This is a genomic window from Paraburkholderia sp. BR10882 (genome assembly GCF_040948855.1).
Classification (GTDB): domain Bacteria; phylum Pseudomonadota; class Gammaproteobacteria; order Burkholderiales; family Burkholderiaceae; genus Paraburkholderia; species Paraburkholderia nodosa_A.
In genome coordinates this window covers 853,658-878,877 of record NZ_JBFPKP010000002.1, presented here as the reverse complement: position 1 = coordinate 878,877, position 25,220 = coordinate 853,658, and the positions used below count along the sequence as shown (strand labels likewise).

The following is a 25,220-nucleotide window of genomic DNA, read 5'->3' as shown; positions in this document are numbered from 1 at the left end:
GCGTCGCGCGCCGCACGAAAGCCGGCGCGCCTCAGCCTCGCGTTGCGGGTGCATCGCGGCCTCGGCTTCCGGCTTCGGAATCCACCAGCGGCTGTGCCCCATCGCCCGTCCATTGCTGCGACCGGACCTGATTGCGGCCCGCTTCCTTGGCCTCGTAGAGCAGGCGGTCGGCGGCGGCCAGCAGCTTCGCGCCGCTGCCGCCCTCCGGCGGATTGCAGCTCGCACACCCCGCGCTCACCGTCACGCACCCATGGTGCGTACCACTCAGCGTGAGATTGTCCGACTCGATGCGTTTGCGGATCTTTTCCGCCATGCGCGTCGCGGCGTCGAGCGCCGTGCCCGGCAGCACCACCGCGAACTCTTCGCCGCCAAAGCGTGCGGCGAGATCGGTTGCGCGCCGCGATCCTGCAGCGATGCGCCCGGCCACGAACACCAGCACCTCGTCGCCGGCGGCGTGCCCGTAGGTGTCGTTGAAGAGCTTGAAGTGGTCGATGTCGAAAAACAGCACGGAAAGCGGCGTGCGTTCGCGCACCGCGTGATGCCATTCCTCCGCGAGACGGCTGTCGAGCGCGCGGCGGTTCGCAAGACCCGTGAGCGGGTCGGTCACCGCGAGACGCACGAGCTTGCCCTCGGCCACCACCTTGTCGCGCAGCGCGAAGGCGAGCATCCACGACACCGCGACCCACGCGCCGCCGAACACCGTCGTCATCACGAGGGCGATATAGCTGCGCCGCCGCCAGCCGGCGAGCACGTCCCCCACGGCGGGCGCCACGACGACGATGAACGGCGAGTTGCCCACATGCGCAAAGGTGTAGATGCGCTCGACCCCGTCGATCGCCGAGTGCGACGTGTAGGTGCCGGCGTCGCGACGCGAAAAGAACGCGAAATTCGGCAGGTCCGCGTAGCTCCAGCCGGCGCCGCGCATCGAGGGCGGCTTGCTCGCGAGCAACGTGCCGTCGCGCATCAGGATGAAGAGATGGCCGCCGGGGCCCAGGTCGATGTGCTCGAGCAGTTGCTCGAGATAGTCGAGGCGCACACCGAGCAGCGCGACGCCCGCGAACGAGCCGTCGGGCGCGTTGATGCGGCGCGTGAGGCCGATCGTGAGCGCGCCGCCGCGCAGGCGGGAATGGAACGGCTTCGAAAAGAACAGGCCCGCATGCGGGTCGCGCTGTTGCGCGATGAAGTAATCGCGGTCGGCGAACGAAATGCCGGCGGGTGAAACGTCGAAGGCGTTGCTGTGCGAGGCTATCACATGGCCCGCGGCGTCGATCACATAGGCGCCGCCCAGCCTCGACGCCGCCGTCGCCCGGTCGAACAGCACGCGCTGGCGCAGCGCCTCGGGCATGCTCCAGGTCTGCGGCTGCTGCGCCGCCTGGACCACGGCCTGTAGCGACAGGTCGTAGATCTCGACGTTGCGCGCAATGTCGTTGCTGATGAGCTGCACGAGGTTGCGCGAATTCTCCTGCGCGTGGCGCAACTCCTCGGCACGGCCCTCGTAGAGCGCCGCGTAGGTGAGGATCGCCATCACCGTCGCGACGAGCGTGCCGGAAAGCCCCGCGAAGAAGGGATAGTTGCCGATCAGGCGCGTCGCCGCCTTCGCCCGCCCGTGGGCCCAGCGGTGCACCAGAAGACGCAGCGAAAGAACCCGTTTTGGCATCTGCGCAATCCTCTTGCTGACTGCTGACGGCCCGATTCGAAGGAGCGCCGGTCTGTCGGGCATGCATCGGGCATGGCTGGCACGAATCCGTCATCAAACGGACACCTGGGCAGTTCACGATCGGAGGCGAAACCTTTGCCCACTCCCTCCCCCAGGAGCCCGCCTGCCATGCCAGAATTTTCCCTGTCACCGCAACCGGGCACCGCCCCCGCACGCGGGCGCAACGCCAGCCTGCTCGCCTTCCTCGTCGTCATCGCCGCAGGCGCCGTGTACGTGGGGATGCATCTCGCCGACGACCTCTCGCCGGTGCGCGAAAGCTCGGCGATGCCCTGGATCCTGCTCGGCATCGCGCTCCTGATCGCGCTCGGCTTCGAGTTCGTGAACGGCTTCCACGATACCGCGAATGCGGTCGCAACCGTCATCTATACGCACTCGCTTTCGCCCAATATCGCCGTGATGTGGTCGGGCGCGTGGAATTTCCTCGGCGTGCTCACCTCCACCGGCGCGGTGGCCTTCGGCATCCTGCAACTGCTGCCTGTGGAACTGATCCTGCAGGTGGGCAGCAGCGCGGGCTTCGCCATGGTGTTCGCTCTGCTCATTGCCGCGATCATCTGGAACCTGGGCACGTGGTACTTCGGCCTGCCTTCGTCGAGCTCGCATACGCTGATCGGCTCGATCATCGGCGTGGGCCTCATGAACCAGCTCATGCACGGCGCGAACGGCACGAGCGGCGTGGACTGGAGCCAGGCGCTCGGCGTGGGCAAGTCGCTGCTGTTTTCGCCGATCGTCGGCTTTTTGCTGGCCGGCCTGCTGCTGCTCATCCTCAAGGCCGTCGTGCGCGTGCCCGAGCTCTACGCGGAGCCGAAGGGCAAGGAGCCGCCCCCGTTCTGGATCCGCGCGCTGCTGATCCTCACGTGCACGGGCGTGTCGTTCGCGCACGGCTCCAACGACGGCCAGAAGGGCATGGGCCTCATCATGCTGATCCTGATCGGCACGGTGCCCACGGCCTATGCGCTGAACCGCGCCGTGACGGCCGAGCAGACGCAGACCTTCATCGCCGTCGCGCACGACGCCACGCGCGCGCTCGAGCGCTATACGAACGGCGTGGCCGCGCCCGCCGATCCGCGCGCCGAAGTGGAACGCTTCATCGGCCGCCGCGCCCTGTCGAGCACGACGGTGCCCGCGCTTGCCGCGCTGTCGAACCAGGTGACCGAACAGGTGCGCGGTTACGGCTCGCTCGCGGCAGTGCCGCAATCGGTCGTCGATAACGTGCGCAACAACATGTACGTGATTTCCGAGGCGATCCGCCTGCTCGACAAACAGAAGGCGGTGCCCTTCTCGGCCGACGACCTGAAGTCCATCAACAACTTCCGCAGCCAGATCGACCACGCGACGAAATTCATCCCGACATGGGTGAAGGTGGCCGTGGCGATCGCGCTGGGGCTCGGCACGATGGTGGGCTGGAAGCGCATCGTGGTGACGGTGGGCGAGCGCATCGGCAAACAGCACCTGACCTACGGCCAGGGCGGCTGCGCGGAGGTCGTGGCGATGGTGACGATCGGCGCGGCGGACGTGTACGGTCTGCCGGTCTCGACCACGCACGTGCTCTCCTCGGGCGTGGCGGGCACGATGGCCGCGAACGGCTCGGGCCTGCAATGGAATACGGTGCGCAGCCTCGTGATGGCATGGGTGCTCACGCTGCCCGCTTCGATCGTGCTGGCTGGCGCGCTCTATTGGTTGTTCAAGCACGTGTTCTGAGTACGAAAGGCCAGAGAAAAGCCGCGCTCCCTGCGAGGGGAGCGCGGCTTTTTGTTGCGTCGTGCGCCTTCGTTCAGACGATCGAGATTTTCAGCGTCTTGCCGCACGCTGTTACTGCGCCATGGGCATCCCAAAATCGTCGCGCTTGCCCTCGATCAGATCGAAAGCGGCCAACCCCTCAATAAATTTCCGGAATGATCATGTCCTGCGGCACCGGCTGGCGAATGTAATCCGGATGATGCACGCGCGCCGGCAGCGTGACCTGCGGGTGCTCGATCTCGTGATACGGCACCTGGCTCAGCAAGTGGTGAATACAGTTCAGGCGCGCGCGCTTCTTGTCCACGCCCTGCACGACCCACCACGGCGCCTCGGGAATGTGCGAGCGCTGCAGCATCACTTCCTTCACGTGCGTGTAGGCCTCCCAGCGGCGTCGGCTTTCGAGGTCCATCGGCGAGAGCTTCCACTGCTTGAGCGGATCGTCGATGCGGCTCTGGAAGCGCACCTCCTGCTCGTCGTCGGTGATCGAGAACCAGTACTTGACGATCTGGATGCCACTCCTCACGAGCATCTTTTCGAACTCGGGCACCGAGCGGAAGAACTCTTCGTATTCGTCGTCGGTGCAGAAGTTCATCACGCGTTCCACGCCTGCGCGGTTGTACCAGCTGCGATCGAACAGCACCATCTCGCCGCCCGCGGGCAGATGCTGCGCGTAGCGCTGGAAATACCATTGCGTGCGCTCGCGGTTGTTCGGCGCAGGCAGCGCCGCCACGCGGCACATACGCGGGTTCAGCCGCTGCGTGATGCGCTTGATGACACCGCCCTTGCCCGCCGCGTCGCGTCCCTCGAAGATCACGACGAGCCGGTGCCCCGTGCTCACGATCCAGTCCTGCATCTTCACGAGTTCGCCCTGCAGGCGGATCAGCTCGCGGAAATAGACGCGGCGCAGCGCACGCGCCTCGTCGCTGATCTGCAGACCGCTTTCCTGCAGCCGGTCGTCGACCTCCATCTCGAGCTCTTCGTCATAGGCGTCGATGAGCTCTTCATCCAGACGCCGACGACGATGCAGTTCGGCCTCCTGCTCTTGCGCATCCCGTTGTTCGGCATCCATCGTGCGGTCCAGTTCATTCATGGCGACTCTCTCCTTGGTCGATATGCTGTCAACTCGCGCCACTATCGGCGCAGCGAGTGTCACGAATATTTCAAATGCATTGCGGCGGCTCAGGTGAGCGGCCTGGCGAAGCTCAGCTCGTGGCCGTCCGGATCGACGAGATGGAAATAGCGCTCGCCCCATGGCGCGTCGCGCGGTGCGAATTCGGGCTTCGCGCCCGCGGCCAGTGCATGGGCGTAGAACGCGTCCACGTCGGCGACGTGGAGGACCACGCGGCCCCAGCCGTTCACGGCGCCGTGCGGTCCCTCCAGCAGGTTCAGATAGCAGACGCCGGCCGCGCCGCCCAGTTCGAACGACGCGAAGCCCGGCACCGCCGGCCCGTCTCTCCGCTCGAAGCCGAGTGCCTCGTAAAAGGGCACCGACCGCGCGATGTCGCTGACGGTCAGCGTCACGGCGCTCAACGCTACGATTTGCGCGGCGCGTTCGTTCATCTGCTCCTCCTGCTCATGCGGCCAGGGACTGCCTGCGGCCCGGAATGAGGCCCGTCGGCCCGATCAGCCGACTTTAGCAGCGTTCGCGCGCCCGGCACGGCCCACTGGCGTTTTCTCTCTGCCGCCCGCCACCTTGCGCGCGGCTTTGCGCGCCGGCTTGGCCGCCTGCGCAGCCGCTGGCGCGGCGCGCGGCGCATCGTCACTGGTTGGACCAATTTCCTGCCAGCCGATCTCCTCTCCCACCCGCGTGCGCACGAAGTCGATGTGCGTCTGCATCGCCGTGCGCGCCTCCTCGGGACGCCGCGCAACGATCGCGTCGCACAGCGTGCGGTGCTGCAGCAGCAACTGGTCCGGCGCGTCTTCGTTCTGCACGCGCAGCCCCGTGCCGTTGATCGTGATGTGCTCGCGCAGCACGCCCAGCACGCTCGTGTGCAAGTGCAGAAACATCGCGTTGTGTGAGGCCTGCGCGATCACTTCGTGCAGCTTCGCATCGGTATCGGCTTCGGCGGCTTTGTCGTCCACTTCGCGCGTGCGCTCCAGTTCCTGCATGAGCGCGCGAATACGCTCGAGATCCTCGTCGCTCGCGCGCAGCGCCGCAAAATACGCCGTCGCGCCTTCCAGCACGCGGCGAAATTCGAGGATGTCTTCACGCAAGGCCGGATGATCGGCCACGAGCTGCCCCCACGGCGAAGCAAAGCCCGTGCGCAACTGGTCAGTGACGAATACGCCCGCGCCCGGCCGGCTCTGCACGAGGCCGCGCGCGGCCAGGCGCTGGATCGCCTCGCGCACGGTGTTGCGCGCCACGTCGTATTCCATCGCGAGCACGCGCTCGGAAGGCAGCTTCGCTCCCGCGCGCCAGGTGCCGTCGAGCAGCGACGTCTCCATCTGACGCATCACGGTTTCCACGCGCCCGCGCGCGACTGCCCTGTCCCTCATTGTCATACCCGAATCTCGTTTTATCTTGTGGCAAGTGGTCCAACCAGTTTGAACCGTTCGCCCGAAGCGGGAATTATGCGCCCAAACCAGCGCTCGTCCTCAACCCGCCCCGGCCTCGGGTCCGCGGGGAAGGAGCACGAAAGCGCGCCAAGACACCGAGCGAGACATGAAGCCACGGCAATACCCCACCGAGCGCCCCACCGACGTCTATCTGTTCGCCACCTGCCTCGTCGACCTGTTCGTGCCGCAAGCCGGCCTCGACGCGGTGAAGCTGCTCGAACGCGAAGGCCTCACGGTCCATTTCCCGCGCAGCCAGAGCTGTTGCGGCCAGCCTGCATACAGCAGCGGCAACCCGCGCCAGGCGCGCGAGGTCGCGCTCGCGCAACTCGGACTCTTCGAAAAACCCTGGCCCGTAATCGTCCCTTCGGGTTCGTGCGCGGGCATGATGCGCCACCACTGGCCCGCGTTGTTCGACGGCGACGCCACCAACGCCGCGCGCGCCGAGGGACTCTCGGAACGCGTGTACGAACTCACGGAATTCCTCGTGCGCGTGCTGAACGTCGACTTCGACGCGTATGGCGCACAGGGTGCCGTCCGCCAGCCCGACGAGCGCGTCGTACTGCACACCTCGTGCGGCGCGCGGCGCGAGATGGGCACGCGCGTGCACGGCGTCGAAGTCGTCGATGCGCTGCCGGGCGTCACACGCATCGAGCACGAACGCGAATCGGAATGCTGCGGCTTCGGCGGCACGTTCTCGCTCAAGCACCCGGACATTTCCGGCGCGATGGTCGCCGACAAGATCGCCTCCGCCTGCGCCACGGGCTGCGAGCGCCTGGTTTCCGCCGACTGCGGCTGCCTGCTCAACATCGGCCACGCGGCAGCGCACAAGGGCGCGCCGCTCGCCGTGGAGCACCTCGCCTCGTTCCTCTGGCGCCGCACGGGCGGGGAGGCCGCATGAACGTCGATACGATGAGCGCGCGTGCGCGCATGCTGCAACGCCTGCGTGGCCATGCCCCTGCAGCACCCTCCACCACGCTCGAAGCGCTCGACGCGCGCATCGACGCGCATTTCACCGGGCGCCGGACGCTCGCCCCGCTTGCCTTGAACGAACGCATCGCGCAATTCCAGCGCATGCTCGAAGCCGCGCACGCAGAAGTGATCTGCGCGAGCGCCGCAACGTGGGCCGCCGATCTCGCCGACCGCCTCGCGGCGGCGGGCGTGCGCAGCCTGCTGCTCGACACCGCCTGCGCCGAAGGCCAGGCGCTCGAGGCGGCACTCCCGTCCGTCGTGCAGGCGCGCAGTTACGCGCAGCCGATCGAGCAGTGGAAGGCCGAACTCTTCGACACCGTCGACGCGGGCTTCACTGTCGCGCGCTCGGGTCTCGCGGCGACGGGCACGCTCGTGGTCGTCCCCGACGCGAACGCGCCGCGCACGGTCTCTCTCGTGCCGCCGCTGCACGTCGCGCTGATCCACGCGAACACGCTGCACGCCGACCTGCAAGCCGCCGTGGCCGCGGAGCGCTGGCGTGACGGCATGCCCACCAATCTCGTGATGATCTCGGGTCCTTCGAAGACCTCGGATATCCAGCAGACCACCGCCTATGGCGCGCATGGTCCCCGCGCTCTATGGGTCGTCCTCGTGACCGATGAGGATCGCGCAACGGGCACGCAGCACGGAGCCGCCGAATGAGCACGACCACGCAGACCTCTCAGGAAAACACGCTTCATTTCGTCCCGACTGCGGAATTCCGCCAGCGCGCGCGCACGGCGCTCGACGACCCGCAACTGCGCACGAGCTTTCGCGGCGCGATGGACTTCCTGCAAGGCAAGCGCGCCGCGCAGTTCCCCGAGGCGGACGAACTCGAAGCCCTGCGCGACCTCGGCGAAGCCGTGCGCCAGCATGCGCTCGCGCGCCTGCCCGAACTCCTCGAGCAACTGGAAACGAAGCTGCGCGCGAACGGCATTCAGGTGCATTGGGCCGAGACCGCCGACGAGGCGAACCGCATCGTCCACGCCATCGCGCAGCGTCACGCGGCCACACGCGTGATCAAGGGCAAGTCGATGGCGAGCGAGGAAATCGAGCTCAACCATTACCTCGCCGAGCACGGCGTCGACTGCATCGAGTCGGACATGGGCGAGTACATCGTGCAGCTCGCAGGCGAAAAGCCCTCGCACATCGTGATGCCCGCCATCCACAAGACGAAGGGGGATATCGGGCACTTGTTCGAAGCGCACATTCCCGATACGCCCTTTACGGAAGACGTGGACACGCTCATTCAAACGGGCCGCCGCGCGCTGCGCCGCGCCTTCGTGGATGCGCAGATCGGCCTCTCCGGCGTGAACTTCGCCGCCGCCGACACGGGCACGCTCTGGCTCGTGGAAAACGAAGGCAACGGCCGCCTTTCCACCACGGTGCCCGACGTGCATATCGCGATCATGGGCATGGAAAAGGTGGTGGCAAAGCTCGAGCACATCGTGCCGCTTTCGAGCCTGCTCACGCGCTCGGCCACGGGCCAGCCCATCACGACGTATTTCAACCTGATCAGCAGCCCGCGCCGCGAAGGCGAGAAAGACGGCCCGCGCGAGGTGCATCTCGTCCTGCTCGACAACGGCCGCAGCCAGGCCTACGCCGACGAGCAATTGCGCGCCACGCTGCAATGCATCCGCTGCGGCGCGTGCATGAACCACTGCCCGGTGTACACGCGCATCGGCGGTCATGCGTACGGCACGACCTACCCTGGGCCGATCGGCAAGATCATTTCGCCGCATCTGCTCGGGCTCGACGCGACAGCGGAGCTGCCCACCGCGTCGAGTCTCTGCGGCGCATGCGGCGAAGTCTGCCCGGTGCGCATTCCGATTCCGCAGCTGCTCGTGCGCCTTCGCACCGAGGCGAACCGCGACCCCGAGGAAAGCGTGGCGCATCCGTTACGCGGCCAGGGTGCGAATCACAGCAGGAGCGAGCAGTTCATCTGGCGCTTCTGGAGCGGCGCGTTCGCGCATCCGCGCGCCTATCGTGCGCTACGCTGGGCCGTGACGCGTCTACGCGGCCTCGCGCCCTCGCAGCAAATGGGCTGGACGCAGCATCGCACACCGCTCAAGCCCGCGCCGCGCAGCCTGCACGACCTGCTGCGCGAACGCGATCAGCCTCAATAGCGCTCAGGTCGTCAGGCGTGCGAAATAACGCTCATAGCAAGCCTGACGAGATCACATAAATTTTCTACCCGCATCATCGGAGGAGACCGTAGTGCAACCCTGGTACCAGATCTATACACCGCTCGGCAGTCTGTGGCTGTCCGCCCTCGTGGCCGCCATTCCCATTCTGTTCTTCTTCGTCGCGCTCGCCGGCCTGCGCATGAAGGGCCATGTCGCCGCGGCGATCACCCTGCTGCTCGCGCTCGCCGTGGCGATCTTCGAATACGGCATGCCCGTGCGCCAGGCGCTCATTTCCGCGGGCTTCGGCTTTGCCTACGGCATCTGGCCGATCGCGTGGATCATCGTCACGGCGGTGTTCCTCTACAAGATTGTCGTGAAGACGGGACAGTTCGAGATCATCCGCGCCTCGGTGCTCTCGATCACCGACGACCAGCGCCTGCAGCTGCTGCTGATCGGCTTCTCGTTCGGCGCGTTCCTAGAAGGCGCGGCGGGCTTCGGCGCGCCGGTGGCGATCACCTCGGCGCTGCTCGTCGGCCTCGGCTTCGAGCCGCTCTACGCAGCGGGCCTGTGCCTCATCGCCAATACCGCTCCGGTCGCCTTCGGCGCGATGGGGATTCCCATCATCGTCGCGGGCCAGGTGACGGGCATCGATCCGTTCCTGATCGGCGCGATGGCGGGCCGCCAGTTGCCGCTGCTCTCGCTCTTCGTGCCGTTCTGGCTCGTCTTCATCATGGACGGCAAGCGCGGCGTGAAGGAAACGTGGCCCGCCGCGCTCGTGGCCGGCGGCAGCTTCGCTGTTACGCAGTACTTCACGTCGAACCACATCGGGCCCGAGTTGCCGGACATCACTTCGGCACTCGTGAGCCTTGTCGCGCTCGCCGCGTTCCTCAACGTGTGGCAACCGCGCCGGGCAACGCAAGGCACGAGCGTGAAGGTGAGCGGCGGCGCCGCTGCGCTGGGCGGTTTCGGCGGCGGCGGTTCGCGTGCGGCGGCTTCGAGCCGCAAGGCGTCGCCGTACAGCATCGCGCAGACCGTGCGCGCGTGGTCGCCGTTCATTCTGCTCACGGTCATCGTGACCGTGTGGAGCGTCAAGCCGTTCAAGGCGCTCTTCGCAGCGAAAGGCCCGCTCGCGGGCACGATTCTGAGCCTGCACGTACCGGGCCTCGATCAGCTCGTGCTGCGCACGGCGCCGATCGTCGCGTCGCCCAAGCCGTACGAAGCCGTGTTCAAGCTCGACTGGCTCTCGGCCGTAGGCACCGCGATCATGATCACCGCGATCCTCTCCGCGATCCTGCTGCGCATGAAGCCGCGCACCGCCGTGGCCGCGTTCTTCGAGACCCTCGGTGAACTGCGCCGCCCCGTGCTGTCCATCGGTCTCGTGCTCGCCTTCGCATTCGTCGCGAACTACTCGGGCATGTCGTCCACGCTGGCGCTCGCGCTTGCGGGCACGGGCGCCGCCTTCCCGTTCTTCTCGCCGTTCCTTGGCTGGCTCGGCGTGTTCCTCACGGGCTCCGATACGTCGTCGAACGCGCTGTTCTGCTCGCTGCAGCACACCACGGCGCACCAGATCAACGTGTCGGATACCCTGCTCGTCGCGGCCAACACCTCGGGCGGCGTGAGCGGCAAGATGATTTCGCCGCAGTCGATCGCGGTGGCCTGCGCGGCAACCGGCCTCGTCGGCAAGGAGTCGTCGCTGTTCCGCTTCACCGTGCGTCATAGCCTGTTCTTCGCCGCTGTCGTGGGCGTGGTGACGCTGATTCAGGCCTATGTGCTGACCGGCATGATTCCGCAGTGATGGCGGAGTTGCCGGTGCCACGCGCCGTAACAAAGTGATGAGGGCCGTCGCCCGCGCGCGCGGGCGACGAACGTGCCCGTGAAGATCGTCGACGAGCCCCGAGGCCGGAGGACCTGACGCACGGTTATTTCCTGTCGCACCCCGTGGCCGCCTCGATGCCACATGAATGAACTCCGTCCCCGTTTGCGGCTATGATCGTGAACTGCGGCGCGGCGACTCGGCGCCCGGTCGGACCCACGGGGAGTGTCGAATGGCAATGGGGTGGCTCGTCGTATTACCGTTCGTCGCCGCAGCGCTCGTCGCGTTCGCGGGGCCGCTCGCCGGACGCTGGGCGTCCCCCTGCGGCACGTGGATCGCATTCGCGGCCGCGCTCTTCGGCCTGGGACTGCTGGGCAGCGAACGTGTAGGCATGGCCACCCATGGCGTACTGCACTGGCAGGCCGACTGGATCCCGCAGCTCGGCCTCTCGTTCGCTCTGCGCCTGGACGGTCTTTCGTTCATGTTTGCGCTGCTCGTGCTCGCAATCGGCCTGCTCGTTTTTATCTACGCACGCTACTACCTCGCGGGCAGCGAGTCGCTGCCGCGCCTTTACGCGCTGCTGCTGCTCTTCATGGGCGCGATGCTCGGCGTGGTGCTGTCGGACAACCTGCTGCTGCTCGTGATCTTCTGGGAACTCACGAGCATCGTGTCGTTCCTGCTGATCGGCTTCTGGCCGTCGCGCCCCGAAGCGCGGCGCGGCGCGCGCATGGCGCTCACCATCACGGGCGCGGGCGGTCTCGCGCTGCTGGCCGCCGTGCTGCTGCTTGGCCATGTCTGCGGCAGCTACGACCTCGATGTGGTGCTCGCGCATGCGGGTCTCGTACAGCGCAATCCGCTGTATCCCGCAATTCTCCTGCTCGTGCTTTTCGCGGCCTGCACGAAGTCGGCGCAGTTCCCGTTCCACTTCTGGCTGCCGCATGCGATGTCGGCACCCACGCCCGTTTCCGCATACCTGCATTCGGCGACCATGGTCAAGGCGGGCATCTTCCTCATCGCGCGCTTTTACCCCGTGCTCGAAGGCACCGACTGGTTCTTCTACGTGACGAGCCTGATCGGCCTCGTCACGCTCACGGGCGGCGCGGCCATGGCGCTCGTGCAGCGCGATCTCAAGGGACTGCTCGCGTATTCCACCATCAGCCATCTCGGGCTCATCGTGCTGCTGTTCGGCCTCGACACGCAGCTCTCCACCGTCGCCGCGCTCTTTCACACCTTCAATCACGCGGTGTTCAAGGCTTCGCTCTTCATGGCGGCGGGCATCATCGACCATGAAGCGGGCACGCGCGACCTGGGCCGGCTGCGTGGCTTGCGCCGCTTCATGCCGCATACCGCCGCGCTAGCCGCCGTGGCATCGCTCGCCATGGCGGGCGTGCCGCTGCTCAACGGCTTCCTCTCGAAGGAGATGTTCTTCGGCGAAACGCTCGCACAAGGACTCCTCGGCGACTTCAACTGGATCATCCCCGCGCTCGCCGTCATCGCGGCGGGGCTCTCGGTCGCGTATTCGCTGCGCTTCGTGTGGGGCGTGTTCTTCGACGGAGAAACCCCGCACGACCTTCCGCACTACCCGCCGCACGAACCGCCGCGTTTCATGAAGCTGCCCGTCGAGATTCTCGTCGTCATCTGTCTGCTCGTGGGCCTCGTGCCGCAGCAGACCATCGGCAGGATGCTCGAGTCCGCGGCATGGTTCGCGCTGGGCGGCAGCGTGCCCACGTACAGCCTGAGCTTGTGGCACGGCATCAATCTGCCGCTCCTGATGAGCTGCGTGTCGTTCGTGGGCGGCGCGCTGCTGTTCTTCTATCGCCGCGACGCGTTCCGCCATCATCGTTCGGTGCTCTCCGAAATGAACGCGAGCGAAGGCTTCGACCGCTTCGTGCAGCAGCTCGAAAAAGCCGCGGGCGTCGTGGTCGATCTCTTCGAAACGCGCTCGCTGCCGGCGTATCTCGCGTGGATGATCGCGGCGATGCTGATCGTGCCGGGCTCGGCGCTCCTCGCGCTTACCTCGCTGGACGGCGCATACCGCTCGGCGCCGCTCGATGCGATGACGCTCGTCGGCCTCGTGCTGATGGCGTTGATGGCGGTAGGCGTCGTGCTCGTGCGCGCCAATACGCTCTATGCGCTCGTGATGCTGAGCACCTGCGGGTTGCTCGTCACGCTGGCGTTCGTGCGTTTTTCCGCGCCCGACCTCGCGCTCACGCAAATTTCAGTGGAAGTGGTCACGGTGCTGCTTCTCGTGCTCGCCATCTACTTTTTGCCTGTCGTGCAGCGCGCGCAGGAGCCTCCAGCCGCACGTACCCGCAACGCGGTGCTCGCACTCGCGGGCGGCGCGCTGATCGGCGCCGTGGCGTATGCCGTGATGACGCGCGCCCCCATCGGTGGCGTCGGCCAGTTCTTTCTCGCGAACGCGCTGCCGGGCAGCGGCGGCCACAACGTCGTGAACGTGATCCTCGTGGATTTCCGCGGCTTCGACACGATGGTCGAGATCAGCGTGCTGGTGGTGGCGGGGCTCGCCGTCAAGGCGCTGCTGCGCGGCCTGCGCCTGAAATCGCCCGATACGGGCCCGGGCGGCCTGCCGTGGTCGTCGCAGTCGCATCCGCTGCTGCTCGCCATTCTCGCGCGCCTCATGCTGCCGCTCACCCTGCTCGTTGCCGTGTTCATCTTTCTGCGTGGCCACAATCTGCCAGGCGGCGGCTTCATCGCCTCGCTCGTGATCTCCATTGCGCTGCTGCTGCAATACGTGGCGAGCGGCGTGCTGTGGACCGAGTCGCGCATCCGCATCAACTACCGCGGGCTCGCGGGCCTCGGCATTCTCGTCGCGGCCGCGACGGGCGTAGGCGCGATCGTGCTCGGCCACCCGTTCCTCACCAGCGCGTTCGGCCATCTGCACGTGCCGCTGATCGGCGAAATCGAACTGAGCACGGCCATGCTGTTCGACCTCGGCGTGCTCGGCGCCGTGGTCGGCACGACGCTCACGATCGTCTCGCACCTCGGCGTGCGCGACAAGGACATGCAATCCGTGGAGAAAAGCTGATGGAAGCCGCCTTCGCCATTACGCTCGGCGTGCTCTGCGCGAGCGGCCTCTACCTGCTGCTGTGCGCGCGCGTGCTGCCGGTGATCCTCGGTATCACGCTGTTCTCCTATGCGATCAACCTGTTCCTGCTCGGCATGGGCCGGCTCTCCACCGGCAAGCCGCCCGTGATCACGCCGGGGGCACAGTATGCGGACCCGGTGCCGCAGGCACTCGTGCTCACTGCGATCGTGATCGGCTTCGCCATGACGGCCTTCACGGTCGTGCTCGCGCTGCGCGCGCTCGCGATCGACGGCACCGACCACGTGGACGGCGACAACCCGCAGCGCAGCCGCCTGGAGATGCGCAGCGAATGAATCACGCTCTCATCCTCCCCATCCTGATTCCGCTGTTCGCGGCCGGCGCGATCGTTGCGCTGCCGCTGCGCGCGAAGCGCCTGCAGCGTGCGATCAACGTGATTGCCACGCTCGCGCTGCTGCCCATCGCGGCGGCGCTCGCCGAATTCGCGGCGCAAGGACAGATTGCCGGCTATGCACTCGGCGCGTGGCCCGCGCCGTTCGGCATCGTGTTGCAGATCGACCGGCTCGGCGCACTCATGCTCGTGCTGACCGCGCTGCTCGCGTGTTGCTGCCTGCTCGGCACCACGAGCGCCGATGTCCGGCGCGGGCGCTACTATCGCGCGCTCGTGCAGTTCGAGCTGATGGGCCTGAACGGCGCGTTTCTCGCCGGCGATCTCTTCAACCTGTTCGTCTTCTTCGAGCTGCTGCTGATCGCCTCCTACGCGCTGCTGCTGCATGGCGGCGGCCGCCGCCGCGTGCGCAATGGCCTGCACTACATGCTGTTGAACCTCGTGGGCTCGTCGTTCTTCCTGATCGCGCTGGGCGTGCTGTACGGCCTCACGGGCACGCTCAACATGGCCGACGCGGGCGAGCGGCTCGCGCACCTGGACCCCGCGTCGCTGCCGCTCGCGCAGTTCGCGGGCGCGACGCTCATGCTCGTATTCGGCCTGAAGGCCGCCGTCTTCCCCATGTCGTTCTGGTTGCCACAGGCGTATCGAAGCGCAATCGGGCCCGTGGCCGCGCTGTTCGCGATCATGACCAAGGTAGGCATCTACGCGATGCTTCGCTGCGACGCGCTCGTGTTCGGCGCGGCGGGCGGCGTACTCGACGCGTTCCTGCATCAATGGGCGTGGTGGCTCGCCATTGCGACGATCGTCTATGGCGCGCTCGGCGCGCTCGCGGTATCGAGCCTCAAGACCACGACCGGTTTTCTCGTGCTGGTCTCGGTCGGCCTGCTGATTACGGCTGTCACGCTGCAGACCGTGCTCGCCTGGAGCGCGCTGCTGTACTACCTCATCAGCACGACGCTATGCACGGGTGCGCTGTTCATGCTCGCCGATACCCTGGAGTCCGAACCAGGCGAGCCGGCGACCGTGGCCGCTGCAGCCGAAACACGCGAGCCCGCCTCGCTGGAATCGCTCGACGACGCCACCGCGCCCGCCATCCCACCCGAAGCAGACAGCGAGCCGATCGCAACGGCTCCCAAGGCAACGGCCCCTGAAAAAGCGCCCAAGCCCTGGCCTTCGAACCTCGCCGGTGTGCTCTATCTCGCGGCAGCCGTTGGCGCAGTCGGCCTGCCGCCGCTCTCGGGTTTTCTCGGCAAGGCCATGGTGCTCGCCGCCACGCCGCTTGCGCAGGCCGTCGTGCTCTGGCCCGCCGTGCTGGTTGCGGGGCTGCTGTCGATCGTCGCGCTCAGCCGTACAGGCACACGCCTGTTGTGGGCGATACCCGCTGCACGCGCCTACGACGGCGCACCCGCCACCGCGCCGCGCGGCAGCCGCGCAAAGCTCGCCGCGTGTGCGCTGCTGCTCGCGGGCGTGGTGGCGGCAACGGTGTTTGCCGGCCCCCTCAAGCAGTATCTCGACGCCGCCGCCGCGCAGTTGCTCGACCGCACAGCCTACGTTCACGCGATCCTGCCCGCGCAGGCCGCGCAAACGTCACAGGGCGCAGGAAGCTGACATGCTCAAGAGGCTCTTTCCACACCCCTGGCTCACCGTCGTGCTGCTCGTATGCTGGGTCTTGCTGATGAACGACGTGTCGCCGGGCAACCTGCTCCTTGGCTTCGTGCTCGGGACCGCCATCGCCTACCGCGTGGGCGAAGGGCTATGGCTCGCGCCCGTGCGCTTCGGCAGGCCGTGGCTGCTCGTACGGCTCTTCGGGCATGTGCTCTACGACATCCTCGTGGCGAATCTCGAAGTCGCATTGCTCGTGCTTGGCCCCACGAAGCGCCTGCGCCCCGCCTTCATCGACGTGCCGCTCGACAGCACCCACGAAATCGCACTCTCGGCGCTCATCAGCATCGTCTCGCTGAGCCCCGGCACGCTGTGTGCCGAGCTTTCCGACGACCGCAGGCGCCTCGTCGTGCACGTGCTCGATCTCGAAGACGAAGCCGCGCTCGTCGCCTTGATCAAGTCCCGTTACGAAGCGCCCCTCATGGAGATCTTCGCATGCTAGCCATCGTCATTCCGGTGTCGTTCGCGATCCTCGGGCTCGCGTTCCTGCTCACGCTCGTGCGCCTCGTGCGCGGGCCTTCGCTGCCCGACCGGCTCGTTGCGCTCGACACGCTCAATATCAACGCGATCGCGCTCATCGTCGTCTACGGCATCATGCTGCGTTCGACGGTCTTCTTCGAAATCGCGCTGCTCATCGCGGTCATGGGGTTCGTGGCAACCGTCGCGTTCACGAAGTACCTGCAGCGCGGCGACATCATCGAACTGAACTAGGGCTTCGCCATGCAAACCGTCATCGAAGCGATTGTCTGCGTGCTGCTCCTGCTCGGCAGCGCGTTCACGCTGATCGGCGCGATCGGCCTCGCGCGCCTGCCCGACTTCTACATGCGCCTGCACGGGCCGACCAAATCGACCACGCTCGGCGTAGGCGGCGTCGTGCTCGCTTCCGTTGTGTACTTCAGTACGCGCAACAATTTCGCGAGCCTGCACGAAGTGCTGATTCCAGCGTTCCTGTTTCTCACCGCGCCCATCAGCGCACATATGCTCTCCAAGGCCGGGATTCAGCAACGCGTCGCCGTTTCGTCCGTCACACGCGGACGGCCGGATGCCGCCGGCGCAAGTGCAGTCGGCAAGCAAGACGCGAACCCGGACAACAATTCTGCGCAGGACGCTTGAATATCGGCGCGGATCTTCGCGCCGCCGGTAAAAGCTGCCATCGAACGTCGCAAAAGTCGGGCGCGCCACGCTTCATCCGCGCGCCGCCCCCATCGCTCTCCTCCCCTCATCCCGTTGCGCGCGCATGCATCGCGTCGAATCGCCACGCACGGCACACCAATTGCTGATCGTGATCGCCCCTATGCAGCATCGCGCCGGCGTCCCGGCTCGCGCGGGGGCGCGATAACAACGCGCGGCCGCAATCGAGGCCGTACACCGTGCAGCTCGAACGAAACGAATGAGGTCAACAATGAAGACGATACGCACCCTGCTCGCGTTTGCGAGCGCGGCAGCCCTGCTCACGGCATGCGGCGGCGGCAGCAGCAGCAACGACGTCGGCAAGGAAATCGGCGTGCAGAACCCCGAGATACATTTCGTGCATGCGCTCCCCGGCGGCCCGAATGTCGATTTTCTGGTGAATGGGAGCGCCCTGCAGACGAACATCGCGTACAAGCAGGTCACGAACTTCGCCAACATCAACACCGGCAACACCAACGTCTCGTATGCAAGCACGGGCACGACCACGCCGATTGCAAGCGGCGCCTTCGCCGACGTGGCGAAGGGTCACGAGTACACCGTGCTCGCGTTGCCCGCGCTCACGGGCGGCGACATCGGCCTGATCGACGATCCGTTCGACAAGGGCCTGCTTTCCAGCAGCGCACGCCTGCGCGCGTTCAACGCCACCGTCAATGCGCAGAATCTCGACATCTACATCGTTGCGCCCGGCACGGATATCAGCGCCGTGCAGCCGACCTTGCCGGCCGTGGGCTACAAGAATGCCGTGCCCGCAAGCGGACAGGACTCGATCTATATGAACGGCGGCAACTACGTGGCGATCGTCACGGCAGCGGGCAGCAAGACGGCGATCTACGAGTCGTCCTCTTTCAACCTCGCGAACAATGCGGACTGGCTCATTACGACCGTGCCGATCTCAGGTACGCTCTCGCAGCTCCTGCCGGGCCAGATTCACCTGCTCGTCGCGCAAGGCGGCAACACCTCGCAGCCCGCCGTGGAGTACAGCAACACGCTCACAGGCCAGTAGTCGGTTGCGCATGCACCTGGCGCGGCGAGTGGCGGCGTGCTACCTGCGCCGCTCACGCGGCCGCGCCGCGCCCGGTTTTGCGGGCCTCGCCCAGCACGTAATCGATGAAGGTGGCCGCCGCCCGCGTGTGGTGGCGGTTCGGCATATAGAGCATGTACATATGCGTGCCGAATATGCTCAAACGCCACGCGTCGAGCGACGTGACGGCAGCGCCCTGGCGAATGTCGTCGTGCATCACGTAGTCGGGCACGATACCCACGCCGAGTCCCGCGAGAATCGACTGGCGCAGAAATAGAAAGTTTTCCGAAATGATCGAGGGTTCGAGCAGCACTTCGTGCCGGTCCTCGTTTAGATAACCCGCAAGGCGCAATTGCCGCCCCACCACCGTTGCCGTGATGACGGGCGCACGCGCCAGATCCTCGAGCGTTTGCGGCATGCCGTGCTGTTCGGCCCACGCCGTACAGGCACATGCGATGTACTTCACCGGCCCCATGTCGCGCGCCACGAGATTCTGCGGCGGCTCGTGCATCACGCGCACGGCAATATCGACTTCGTCGCGCAGCAGGTCTTCCACGCGGTTTTCGAACATCACGTCGAGCACGATGCCGGGGTACATCCGCTTGAACTGGATGAGCCAGTCCGACATCACGAGCTGCCCGTAGCCGCTCGGCACCGAAAGCCGCACGCGCCCCTGCAGGCTCTGGCCGAGGGTGGAAACCGATTCGCGCGCGGCGAGCAGCGCGTTCTGGATCGCGCGGCCGTGCTCGTAGAGCTTCAAGCCGATTTCGGTCGGCTCGACACGGCGCGTGGTGCGACGCACGAGCTGCAGGCCGATCGACTTCTCCAGATGGTTGAGGTGGTAGCTGACGTTCGCGCGGCTCATCTTGAGCCGGCGCGCCGCCTCGCTGAGGTTGCCCGCGTCGAGAATTTCGACGAGCAGGGTTAGCGCATTGACGTCCATGGCACATCCACTGTCAAAAATACCTTGACAGTCTGTCAACGAGCGATGGGATTGTCAATTGCCCCTGTCACGCCGAGAATCGACGCGAACATGAAACATTGCCGTCTGGCCCGCCAGTCCGGCCCTCATTATGGAGACAGCATCGCCATGGCATCCGATCCCGTGAACGCCTCCCCCGTCACTCATGAACTGCGCGGCAAGGTGCTGCTCGTCACCGTGGACAATCCGCCCGTCAACGCGCTGGGCGTGGACGTGCGCCGCGGCCTCGCCGCCGCCATCGAGCATGCCGAGGCAAACGACGCCGTGCAGGCCGTGCTGATCGTCGGCGCGGGGCGCAATTTCATTGCCGGCGCGGACATCCGCGAGTTCGGCAAGCCGCCGCAGCCGCCCGCGCTGCCCGACGTGTGCAACCGCATCGAGGCCTGCCACAAGCCGGTGATCGCCGCCATTCACGGCGCGGCGCTCGGCGGCGGCCTCGAAGTGGCGCTCGCGGCGCACTACCGGCTCGCCGTGGCGGGCGCGAAGCTCGGCCTGCCCGAAGTGCAGCTGGGCCTGCTGCCTGGTGCCGGCGGCACGCAACGCACGCCGCGCCTGATCGGCGCCGAAGCGGCGCTCTCGCTGATGCTGAGCGGCCGTCACGCGAGCGCGCAGGAAGCGCACAAGCTGGGCCTCGTCGACCGCGTGGGCGCGAGCGACGACATACTCGCCGAAGGCCTCGCCTACGCGCAGGAACTGCTCGCGGGTCACGCGCCGGTGCGACGCACGCGCGACGCCCAGGCGCTCGCCGATCGCGCCCAGGCGCAAGCCGCAATCGACGCCGCCCGCGCCGAAACCGCGAAGAAGTCGCGTGGCCTGTTCTCGCCGCTGAAGATCGTCGATTGCGTGCAGGCCGCGCTCGATCTGTCGTTCGACGAAGGCCTGCGCTTCGAGCGCAAGCAGTTCCTCGAATGCCTCGAAAGCCCCCAGCGCGCGGGTCTCGTGCACGCATTCTTCGCGGAGCGCGAAGTGCAGAAGGCCCCAGAAACGAAGAGCGCGAAGCCGCGCGCGATCGACACCGTCGGCGTGATCGGCGGCGGCACGATGGGCGCGGGCATTGCCGTGGCCGTGCTCGACGCGGGCCTGCCCGTGACGATGATCGAGCGCGACGACGCCTCGCTCGCGCGCGGCCGCGCCCATGTGGAAAAGGTCTACGACGGCCTCATCGCCAAGGGCCGCATGAAACCCGAAGCGAAAGCGCAGATCCTCGCGCGCTTTAGCGGCAGCACCTCGTACGACGCGCTCGGGAACACCGATCTCGTCATCGAAGCCGTGTTCGAGGACATGGCCGTGAAGCAGGCCGTGTTCGCCGAACTCGACCGCGTGTGCAAGCCCGGCGCCGTGCTCGCGACCAACACCTCGTATCTCGACATCGACGCCATCGCGGCCAGCATCGAACGCCCACAAGACGTGGTGGGCCTGCACTTCTTCTCGCCCGCCAACATCATGAAGCTGCTGGAAATCGTGGTGCCGAAGCAGGTGAGCGCCGATGTCGTGGCCACCGCGTTCGAGCTGGCGAAGAAGCTGCGCAAGGTGCCGGTGCGCGCCGGCGTGTGCGACGGCTTCATCGGCAACCGCATTCTCGCGGTGTTCCGCACGGCTGCGGATCATCTGATGGAAGACGGCGCTTCGCCCTATCAGATCGACAAGGCAGTGCGCGACTTCGGTTTTCCGATGGGCCCGTACCAGGTGGTCGATCTCGCGGGCGGCGACATCGGCTGGGCCACGCGCAAGCGCCGCGCCGCCACACGCGACCCGAAGGCGCGCTACGTGCAGATCGCCGACCGCATCTGCGAGCGCGGCTGGTTCGGCCAGAAGACGGGCCGCGGCTTCTATCTCTACCCCGAAGGCGCACGCACGGGCACGCCCGATCCCGAAGTCGAGTCCATCATCCGCGCCGAGCGCGAGCGCACCGGTATCGAGCCGCGCAGCTTCAGCGACGAAGCCATCATGCGCCGCTACATGGCTGCGATGATCAACGAAGGCGCGAACGTCGTGCATGAAAAGATCGCCCTGCGCCCGCTCGATGTCGATGTCACGCTGCTCTACGGCTACGGCTTTCCGCGCTATCGCGGCGGTCCGATGAAGTACGCCGATACCGTGGGCCTCGCCAACGTGCTCGCCGATATCCGCGAGTATGCGAAGGCAGATCCGCTGTTCTGGCGTCCTTCGCCGCTGCTCGTCGAACTGGTCGAGCGCGGCGAGAATTTCGCGAGCCTCAATCAATCGGCCTGAATGTGCCCTGAAGGAGCTTTTCACACATGGACCTGAAATTCACCGCCGAAGAAGAGGCGTTTCGCAGCGAAGTGCTCGCGTTCCTGAACGAGCGCCTGCCACAGCGCCTCGCCAGCAAGGTGAGCAATGGGCTGCACCTCACGCGCGACGACATGGCGCAATGGCACGCCATCCTGAACGAAAAAGGCTGGCTCGCGAATCACTGGCCGCAGGAATACGGCGGCCCCGGCTGGAGCGCCGTACAGAAGTTCATCTTCGAGAACGAATGCGCGATTGCGGGCGCGCCGCGCATCGTGCCGTTCGGCGTGAACATGCTCGGGCCCGTGCTCATCAAGTACGGCAGCGAGGCGCAAAAACGCTACTGGCTGCCGCGCATTCTCGACGGCTCGGACTGGTGGTGCCAGGGCTATTCCGAACCGGGCGCGGGCTCGGACCTCGCCTCGCTGCGCACGACCGCCGTTCGCGACGGCGACCATTACGTGGTGAACGGCCAGAAAACGTGGACCACGCTCGGTCACTACGCGAACATGATTTTCTGCCTCGTGCGCACCGCCGCCGACGTGCGCAAGCAGGAAGGCATCAGCTTCCTGCTGATCGACATGAACACGCCGGGCATCGAGGTTCGCCCCATCGTCACGCTCGACGGCGAACATGAGGTCAACGAAGTGTTCTTCACCGACGTGCGCGTGCCGGTGGCGAACCTCGTTGGAGAAGAAAACCGCGGCTGGACTTACGCGAAATATCTGCTCACTTACGAGCGCACGAATATCGCCGGCGTGGGCTTTTCGGTGGCGGCGCTCGCTCGCCTGAAGCGCGCCGCGCAGAAGATCACGCGCAACGGCAAGCCGCTTGCAGAAGATCCGCAGTTTGCGGCGCACATCGCAAAGGTCGAGATCGATCTGGAGAACATGAAGACGACCAACCTGCGCGTGATCGCTGCCGTGGCGGGCGGCGGCGTGCCCGGTGCGGAAAGCTCGATGCTCAAGATTCGCGGCACCGAGATCCGCCAGGAGATTTCCTCGCTGCTGCGCCGCGCGATGGGGCCGTATGCGGCGCCGTTCGTCGAAGAAGCGCTCGAAGAAGGGTATGCGGGCGAGGCAATCGGGCCCATTGAGGCCGCCAGCGCCGCCGCGCAGTACTTCAACAACCGCAAGCTGTCGATCTTTGGCGGCTCCAACGAAATTCAGAAGAACATCATCTCCAAGATGATTCTCGGTCTTTGAGATCTTTGAGAGGCACGCCATGGACTTCCAGCACACAGAAGACCGCCGCATGCTCGCGGATACGCTCAATCGTTTCATCACGGAGCAATACGATTTCAATACCCGCGATACAATCGCGCGCTCCGAAGAAGGCTTTAGCGCAGACATGTGGCAGCGCTTCGCCGAACTCGGCGTGATCGGCGCGCTGTTCGACGAGGCCGATGGCGGCTTTGGCGGCGCGGGCTTCGATGTCGCGGTGGTGTTCGAAGCGCTCGGGCGTGGACTCGTGGTCGAGCCGTTCCTCGACACGCTGATCGTCGGCCGCGCGCTCGCCCACGCGGGCAGCGAGGCGCAGCGAGCGCGCATCGCATCGTTCATCGACGGCTCGCAAATCGCCGCGCTCGCGCACGACGAGCCGGGTTCGCACTACGAGGACGCACGCGTGGCGACGCGCGCGGGGAAAAGCGGCGATGGCTGGGTGCTGCAGGGCGCGAAGGGCGTCGTGCAGCTCGCCGAACATGCCGACGTGCTGCTCGTTTCGGCGCGTACTTCCGGCGATGCATTCGCCGAAGCAGGCCTCTCCCTCTTCCTCGTGCCGCGCGACGCAGCGGGCGTGAGCCTGCGTGGCTACCGCAAGATCGACGGCGGCCGCGCAGCGGAAGTGGCGCTCGACAACGTAAAGGTGCATGCCGATGCGCTCGTCGGCGCGCAAGACAGCGGCTTCGCGACGCTCGAGCATGCGCGCGGTTACGGCATCGTCGCGCTCGCATCGGAAGCCGTGGGCGCAATGGAGATCGCGCGTGACTTCACGCTCGACTACCTGCGCACGCGCAAGCAGTTCGGTTTGCCCATCGGCAGCTTCCAGGCGCTGCAGCATCGCATGGCGGACGTGCTGCTCGAAATCGAGCAGGCGCGCTCGGCGGTCATCAACGCAGTGGCGGCGCTCGACGCGCCGCGCGCGCAGCGCGAACGTGCGCTTTCGGCCGCCAAGTACACGATCGGGCGTATTGGCGCGCGCGTGGCCGAAGAAGCGATCCAGCTGCACGGCGGCATCGGCATGACGTGGGAATTGCCGCTCGCGCACTATGCAAAGCGGCTGGTGATGATCGATCATCAGCTTGGCGACGAGGATCATCATCTCGCGCGCTACATCGCATTGGGGCGTGAGGCGGCGTGAGCCATGAGGGGGCGACTGCATACAGTCGCCCCGACAACGAACCAGGAGTACCTGTTGATGCAGACGGACAAAAGCAGCTTGCCCCTGGCGGGCGTGCGCGTGCTCGATCTTTCGCGCGTGCTGGCCGGGCCGTGGAGCGCAATGGTGCTCGGCGATCTCGGCGCGGAAGTCGTCAAGATCGAGCATCCCGACCGCGGCGACGACACGCGCGACTGGGGCGTGCGCGTCGGCAAGACGGAGACTGCGTACTTCAACAGCGTGAATCGCAACAAGCGTTCGATCACGCTCGATCTGCAAACGCCCGAAGGCCAGCAGATCGTGCGCGAGCTGGCGAAAACCAGCGACATCGTCGTGCAGAACTTCAAGTTCGGCGGCGCGGAAAAGCTCGGGCTCGGCTATGAGCAGTTGAGCGCCGAGAATCCGCGTCTCATCTATTGCTCGATTTCGGGTTACGACCGCACGGGACCCGAAGCGACACGCCCCGGCTACGACCTCGTCGTGCAGGGTGAAACGGGCCTCATGGCGATGAACGGCGAAGCCCACCAGCCGCCGCTCAAATTCGGTGTGGCGGCCGTGGACCTTTTCACGGGCATGTATTCCGCACAGGCGATGCTCGCCGCGCTCTACGAGCGCGAGCGCACGGGTCGCGGGCGCCACATCGAGATGGCACTGTTCGACTGCGGCCTCATGATTACCGCTTACTACGGCCTCGAAGCGCTGCTGATCGGCGAGGACCCGCCGCGTTACGGCAATGCGCACCCGTCGATCGTGCCGTATGGCGTGTTCGATGCAGCCGATGGTCCGCTCGTCATCACCGTGGGCAACAACGCGCAGTTCGAGCGCTTTTGCCGCGAGGTGATCGAGCGCGCAGACCTCGCCGACGACGCGCGCTACAAGACCAACATCCTGCGCGGACAGAACCGCGAAACGCTCGTGCCCGAACTCACGCGCGAACTGGGCAGCCGTCCGCGCAAGCTCCTGCTCGAACGGCTCGCGGGCGCGGGCATTCCGTGCGGCGAAGTGGCGGGCTTGCGCGAGGCGCTGCTGTCGCCACGCGCAACGCTTGGCGGGCTCGTCACGCAGCAGCCGCATCCGCATACCGAAAGCGGCACGACGCCGGTGCTCGCGCCGCCGTGGCGCTTCGACGGCGAGCGCCTGCCCGTGCGGCATGCGCCTCCGCAACTGGGCGAAGGCACGCAGGAGGTCCTGCACTCGATGCTCGGTTATTCGGCGGAACAACTGGCCGCGTTGAAGGAGAAGGGCGTTATCTGAACCTCGTCACGGCCGTACCCGGACTCGCTGGCGCAGCCTGCTATACGCCGCGCCCCCTTCCGCGTCGCCGCCGCGCGACGCGGCCGCCGCCTTCGCCCCCTCGCTTCGCCCCGC

At 66.5% G+C, this 25,220-nt stretch carries 20 protein-coding genes and 1 pseudogene; 16 read left to right on the top strand and 5 right to left on the bottom strand.

All coding sequences use genetic code 11. From position 1 onward, the window contains the following. Nucleotides 1–31 precede the first annotated feature (31 nt). Entirely contained in the window at nucleotides 32–1,657 is a 1,626-nt protein-coding gene (locus AB3X99_RS09005) for a diguanylate cyclase (RefSeq protein ID WP_368616680.1), read from the bottom strand. A 168-nt stretch (nucleotides 1,658–1,825) separates the two neighbouring features. On the opposite strand from AB3X99_RS09005, the gene AB3X99_RS09000 reads away from it, so the two are divergent. Then, nucleotides 1,826–3,415: an inorganic phosphate transporter gene (locus AB3X99_RS09000; protein ID WP_368616679.1), complete on the top strand. Its 1,590-nt coding sequence runs from the start codon at nucleotides 1,826–1,828 to the stop codon at nucleotides 3,413–3,415. 178 nt (nucleotides 3,416–3,593) lie between these two features. Here AB3X99_RS09000 and ppk2 read toward each other — a convergent pair whose 3' ends face one another. The 3 genes and pseudogenes from ppk2 to AB3X99_RS08985 form a co-directional block, all read right to left on the bottom strand. Next, nucleotides 3,594–4,523 (bottom strand): polyphosphate kinase 2, encoded by a 930-nt coding sequence (ppk2, locus tag AB3X99_RS08995; protein WP_256094475.1) that lies wholly within the window; start codon nucleotides 4,521–4,523, stop codon nucleotides 3,594–3,596. Nucleotides 4,524–4,633: 110 nt separating this feature from the next. Continuing rightward, entirely contained in the window at nucleotides 4,634–5,014 is a 381-nt protein-coding gene (locus tag AB3X99_RS08990) for a VOC family protein (RefSeq protein ID WP_069261764.1), read from the bottom strand. Nucleotides 5,015–5,254: 240 nt separating this feature from the next. After that, a pseudogene (locus AB3X99_RS08985) lies at nucleotides 5,255–5,908 on the bottom strand (FadR/GntR family transcriptional regulator); the annotation flags it as partial. Nucleotides 5,909–6,116: 208 nt separating this feature from the next. Here AB3X99_RS08985 and AB3X99_RS08980 point away from each other — a divergent pair. From AB3X99_RS08980 to AB3X99_RS08930, 11 genes are all read left to right on the top strand, one after another. Further along, the gene (locus AB3X99_RS08980) at nucleotides 6,117–6,908 is read left to right on the top strand and encodes a (Fe-S)-binding protein (RefSeq protein WP_368616678.1); all 792 of its coding nucleotides are present in this window, start codon (nucleotides 6,117–6,119) and stop codon (nucleotides 6,906–6,908) included. Between the two features lie 11 nt (nucleotides 6,909–6,919). Next, nucleotides 6,920–7,639: a lactate utilization protein C gene (locus tag AB3X99_RS08975; RefSeq protein ID WP_368616735.1), complete on the top strand. Its 720-nt coding sequence runs from the start codon at nucleotides 6,920–6,922 to the stop codon at nucleotides 7,637–7,639. Further along, complete coding sequence (locus AB3X99_RS08970; protein ID WP_368616677.1) at nucleotides 7,636–9,102, top strand: LutB/LldF family L-lactate oxidation iron-sulfur protein; 1,467 nt, start codon at nucleotides 7,636–7,638, stop codon at nucleotides 9,100–9,102. The genes AB3X99_RS08975 and AB3X99_RS08970 overlap by 4 nt, the downstream gene beginning before the upstream one ends. A 91-nt stretch (nucleotides 9,103–9,193) precedes the next feature. Next, nucleotides 9,194–10,897: a lactate permease LctP family transporter gene (locus AB3X99_RS08965; protein WP_368616676.1), complete on the top strand. Its 1,704-nt coding sequence runs from the start codon at nucleotides 9,194–9,196 to the stop codon at nucleotides 10,895–10,897. A 250-nt stretch (nucleotides 10,898–11,147) separates the two neighbouring features. Continuing rightward, entirely contained in the window at nucleotides 11,148–13,961 is a 2,814-nt protein-coding gene (locus AB3X99_RS08960) for a monovalent cation/H+ antiporter subunit A (RefSeq protein WP_368616675.1), read from the top strand. Then, entirely contained in the window at nucleotides 13,961–14,314 is a 354-nt protein-coding gene (locus AB3X99_RS08955) for a Na+/H+ antiporter subunit C (RefSeq protein ID WP_342946704.1), read from the top strand. The genes AB3X99_RS08960 and AB3X99_RS08955 overlap by 1 nt, the downstream gene beginning before the upstream one ends. After that, nucleotides 14,311–15,975: a monovalent cation/H+ antiporter subunit D gene (locus AB3X99_RS08950; RefSeq protein WP_368616674.1), complete on the top strand. Its 1,665-nt coding sequence runs from the start codon at nucleotides 14,311–14,313 to the stop codon at nucleotides 15,973–15,975. The genes AB3X99_RS08955 and AB3X99_RS08950 overlap by 4 nt, the downstream gene beginning before the upstream one ends. Nucleotide 15,976: 1 nt before the next feature. Next, nucleotides 15,977–16,471, top strand: coding sequence for a Na+/H+ antiporter subunit E (locus AB3X99_RS08945; protein ID WP_069261756.1), 495 nt, complete (start codon nucleotides 15,977–15,979; stop codon nucleotides 16,469–16,471). Beyond that, nucleotides 16,465–16,740: a K+/H+ antiporter subunit F gene (locus AB3X99_RS08940; protein WP_069261755.1), complete on the top strand. Its 276-nt coding sequence runs from the start codon at nucleotides 16,465–16,467 to the stop codon at nucleotides 16,738–16,740. Before AB3X99_RS08945 ends, AB3X99_RS08940 begins: the two co-directional genes overlap by 7 nt. A 9-nt stretch (nucleotides 16,741–16,749) precedes the next feature. Then, on the top strand, nucleotides 16,750–17,142 hold the full coding sequence (locus AB3X99_RS08935) for a Na+/H+ antiporter subunit G (RefSeq protein WP_368616673.1): 393 nt from the start codon (nucleotides 16,750–16,752) through the stop codon (nucleotides 17,140–17,142). Nucleotides 17,143–17,431: 289 nt separating this feature from the next. After that, the gene (locus AB3X99_RS08930; RefSeq protein WP_368605735.1) at nucleotides 17,432–18,223 is read left to right on the top strand and encodes a DUF4397 domain-containing protein; all 792 of its coding nucleotides are present in this window, start codon (nucleotides 17,432–17,434) and stop codon (nucleotides 18,221–18,223) included. Nucleotides 18,224–18,275: 52 nt separating this feature from the next. On the opposite strand, the gene AB3X99_RS08925 is transcribed toward AB3X99_RS08930, so the two are convergent. Beyond that, nucleotides 18,276–19,184, bottom strand: a complete 909-nt coding sequence (locus AB3X99_RS08925) for a LysR family transcriptional regulator (RefSeq protein WP_069261752.1) — start codon at nucleotides 19,182–19,184, stop codon at nucleotides 18,276–18,278. 147 nt (nucleotides 19,185–19,331) lie between these two features. Between AB3X99_RS08925 and AB3X99_RS08920 the strand changes: the two genes are divergently transcribed. From AB3X99_RS08920 to AB3X99_RS08905, 4 genes are read left to right on the top strand one after another with little or no spacing between them, the layout of a single operon-like run. Beyond that, entirely contained in the window at nucleotides 19,332–21,455 is a 2,124-nt protein-coding gene (locus AB3X99_RS08920; protein WP_368616672.1) for a 3-hydroxyacyl-CoA dehydrogenase NAD-binding domain-containing protein, read from the top strand. 26 nt (nucleotides 21,456–21,481) lie between these two features. Then, nucleotides 21,482–22,678 (top strand): acyl-CoA dehydrogenase family protein, encoded by a 1,197-nt coding sequence (locus AB3X99_RS08915; protein ID WP_368616671.1) that lies wholly within the window; start codon nucleotides 21,482–21,484, stop codon nucleotides 22,676–22,678. A 19-nt stretch (nucleotides 22,679–22,697) separates the two neighbouring features. Next, nucleotides 22,698–23,834, top strand: a complete 1,137-nt coding sequence (locus tag AB3X99_RS08910; RefSeq protein WP_368616670.1) for an acyl-CoA dehydrogenase family protein — start codon at nucleotides 22,698–22,700, stop codon at nucleotides 23,832–23,834. Nucleotides 23,835–23,891: 57 nt separating this feature from the next. Continuing rightward, nucleotides 23,892–25,106 carry a CaiB/BaiF CoA transferase family protein gene (locus AB3X99_RS08905; RefSeq protein WP_368616669.1) on the top strand — a complete coding sequence of 405 codons (1,215 nt, stop codon included), beginning with the start codon at nucleotides 23,892–23,894 and terminating at the stop codon, nucleotides 25,104–25,106. Nucleotides 25,107–25,220: the final 114 nt, after the last annotated feature.

Excerpts from the sequence above, each read along its gene's own strand:
- AB3X99_RS09005 (WP_368616680.1), bottom strand. The coding sequence starts at position 1,657 with ATGCCAAAACGGGTTCTTTCGCTGCGTCTTCTGGTGCACCGCTGGGCC.
- AB3X99_RS09000 (WP_368616679.1), top strand. The coding sequence starts at position 1,826 with ATGCCAGAATTTTCCCTGTCACCGCAACCGGGCACCGCCCCCGCACGC.
- ppk2 (WP_256094475.1), bottom strand. The coding sequence starts at position 4,523 with ATGGATGCCGAACAACGGGATGCGCAAGAGCAGGAGGCCGAACTGCAT.
- AB3X99_RS08990 (WP_069261764.1), bottom strand. The coding sequence starts at position 5,014 with ATGAACGAACGCGCCGCGCAAATCGTAGCGTTGAGCGCCGTGACGCTG.
- AB3X99_RS08980 (WP_368616678.1), top strand. The coding sequence starts at position 6,117 with ATGAAGCCACGGCAATACCCCACCGAGCGCCCCACCGACGTCTATCTG.
- AB3X99_RS08975 (WP_368616735.1), top strand. The coding sequence starts at position 6,920 with ATGAGCGCGCGTGCGCGCATGCTGCAACGCCTGCGTGGCCATGCCCCT.
- AB3X99_RS08970 (WP_368616677.1), top strand. The coding sequence starts at position 7,636 with ATGAGCACGACCACGCAGACCTCTCAGGAAAACACGCTTCATTTCGTC.
- AB3X99_RS08960 (WP_368616675.1), top strand. The coding sequence starts at position 11,148 with ATGGCAATGGGGTGGCTCGTCGTATTACCGTTCGTCGCCGCAGCGCTC.
- AB3X99_RS08955 (WP_342946704.1), top strand. The coding sequence starts at position 13,961 with ATGGAAGCCGCCTTCGCCATTACGCTCGGCGTGCTCTGCGCGAGCGGC.
- AB3X99_RS08950 (WP_368616674.1), top strand. The coding sequence starts at position 14,311 with ATGAATCACGCTCTCATCCTCCCCATCCTGATTCCGCTGTTCGCGGCC.
- AB3X99_RS08945 (WP_069261756.1), top strand. The coding sequence starts at position 15,977 with ATGCTCAAGAGGCTCTTTCCACACCCCTGGCTCACCGTCGTGCTGCTC.
- AB3X99_RS08940 (WP_069261755.1), top strand. The coding sequence starts at position 16,465 with ATGCTAGCCATCGTCATTCCGGTGTCGTTCGCGATCCTCGGGCTCGCG.
- AB3X99_RS08935 (WP_368616673.1), top strand. The coding sequence starts at position 16,750 with ATGCAAACCGTCATCGAAGCGATTGTCTGCGTGCTGCTCCTGCTCGGC.
- AB3X99_RS08930 (WP_368605735.1), top strand. The coding sequence starts at position 17,432 with ATGAAGACGATACGCACCCTGCTCGCGTTTGCGAGCGCGGCAGCCCTG.
- AB3X99_RS08925 (WP_069261752.1), bottom strand. The coding sequence starts at position 19,184 with ATGGACGTCAATGCGCTAACCCTGCTCGTCGAAATTCTCGACGCGGGC.
- AB3X99_RS08920 (WP_368616672.1), top strand. The coding sequence starts at position 19,332 with ATGGCATCCGATCCCGTGAACGCCTCCCCCGTCACTCATGAACTGCGC.
- AB3X99_RS08915 (WP_368616671.1), top strand. The coding sequence starts at position 21,482 with ATGGACCTGAAATTCACCGCCGAAGAAGAGGCGTTTCGCAGCGAAGTG.
- AB3X99_RS08910 (WP_368616670.1), top strand. The coding sequence starts at position 22,698 with ATGGACTTCCAGCACACAGAAGACCGCCGCATGCTCGCGGATACGCTC.
- AB3X99_RS08905 (WP_368616669.1), top strand. The coding sequence starts at position 23,892 with ATGCAGACGGACAAAAGCAGCTTGCCCCTGGCGGGCGTGCGCGTGCTC.